This is a genomic window from Cedecea sp. (assembly GCF_036500665.1).
GTDB lineage: Bacteria > Pseudomonadota > Gammaproteobacteria > Enterobacterales > Enterobacteriaceae > Cedecea.
In genome coordinates this window covers 1-1,762 of the sequence record NZ_DASYBS010000187.1, presented here as the reverse complement: position 1 = coordinate 1,762, position 1,762 = coordinate 1, and the positions used below count along the sequence as shown (strand labels likewise).

The 1,762-nt window shown below is 52.8% G+C and carries 2 protein-coding genes; one reads left to right on the top strand and one right to left on the bottom strand.

Annotation, left to right across the window (positions count from 1 at the left end):
- Window positions 1–237 (top strand): universal stress protein (locus VGM55_RS27110; protein WP_331637308.1); only part of this gene is annotated, 237 nt, incomplete at its 5' end.
- A 292-nt stretch (window positions 238–529) separates the two neighbouring features.
- On the opposite strand, the gene VGM55_RS27105 is transcribed toward VGM55_RS27110, so the two are convergent.
- A partial coding sequence (locus VGM55_RS27105) for a hypothetical protein (protein ID WP_331637307.1) occupies window positions 530–1,762 on the bottom strand: 1,233 nt, incomplete at its 5' end.

Below are 1,762 nucleotides of genomic sequence, written 5' to 3'. Positions count from 1 at the left end.
GACCTGGTCCGTCGCCTGGGTGACAAAGCAGTGGTGCTGCTTCCGATTCTTTTGATTGGCGTGCCGTTCGAAGAGATTGTCAGATACGCGGTTGAACACGAGATAGACCTGATTGTGATGCCAACGCACGGACGAACCGGGTTGGCTCATTTTCTTTTAGGCAGCACCGCTGAACGCGTGATCTCGCACTCGGATTGTCCGGTGGTAGTTATCAGAACGCGACCGAGCGAAGCTTAACGGTGGTTCATCGAAGCCGACCGCTATTCAAACAGACATCTCGGTAAGCGGTTGCTTGTTAAAGGCGTGACCGCAATTCCCCCCGTTCTGAAGTCTCAAAATCACAATACGGAAAGATCACAAAGGTCACAAAGACAGAAGAAATGACTATCCACGGATTTGGAGGGGGACGATAATACCACCGTACTTTCAGATCTTGTGTATAACTCTGACGAACTTCGTCCCGAAGAACGTACAACGCGGTTACCTTTGTGCAACTGAGGTTGCACATCGATCAAATCCGCGAGGAATTTTAGGCTGCCATCTTGGTAAGTTGTTCAACATCAGCGTGAGAGGCGGCCAGTAAGGCGGTGATGATTCGCCGGCCTTTTGCAGAGATTTGGTAACGGTGGGTGTGAGGGAGTTTTCGGATAAGGCCATGAGCTCTGAGCAGAGCAAATTGGCGAGTAATGGCGGCACTGCGGCGACGGATCTCAGTCTTGGTTGGTTTGATTTTGGTTGGCGGGTAGAGCAAAGCGCGTAAATGAGCGTTACGCAGGCCGCTGAGAGCGAACTCTCCCCGGCTACAGGCCAGCAGTAAGGCGTGATCGGTCTGTGCCAGAGCATTGAGAGCGCGATAGCGTTTGCCATGGTGGGTGATGGGGCAACAGATTTGAGCGGCTTCTTGCAGAAGTGAGTTTGAGCCGGTGACACTGGCTAGAGCCTCAAGGTAACGTTGATTAGCGGCCCGAGAGAGTTGGCCGCGTCGATACATGTCGCAGACTCCTTTGCGCAAAGCCCTGCAGCGCTTCTGAGCTTTTGGCTGGCCTTCTTTAGCTCGGTAAACTCTAAATTCCTTAGGCGCCACGATGGTGGTTTCCACTCTAAGAACGCTGCTCTCTTTATCATACATCTTGAGCGAATTACCATTGAGGGTATGGCGAATGCGGACTCCTTCGGCTCGGTGTTGGAGTCTAGAGTTGAGTTCTCCTTGAAAGTTAGCGCGTGGCCGTCCAGTGCTTTGGGGAACCTTCCTGCCCAAGAAGCGCAGCACGTCGGGACTTTGGAAGGTGCTGATGGCATGCCGTAAAAACTTAGGATAGAGCTTCTGGAGTTGCTCAGCTTGATCGAAGAGCACATCGGTGGCGTACTCACTTTGGGAAGCACTCCAGTAGTAGCCCAGCCCCGCCATCGGAGCGGTAATTTCACGGTGGAGAGGATGAGCCAGTTCCAAAAATGAGTTCAGCAATACTGGCCAATTACAGCGTAATTGTTCATCCAGCAGCTTTTGGGCGGCGGCACAATCCTCGAGCCAGATAAAACAGTTATCCCGCTGCCGATAGCCAATCCCGGCTCGATCCATCTGGCGAGCTAACCAGGCTCGCCCATTGAGACAAACGTCTAGGTTAAAAGGAAACCAGCTCTGCACCCGGATGTGCATCAACCCAATTTCAGGATGCTGATAATAATGGTACAGATGGGTGCACTTGCCTGACTCCATGACCAGACGCAAGCGCTTGGCCTGGCGATCGCCTCGGACCCGAAA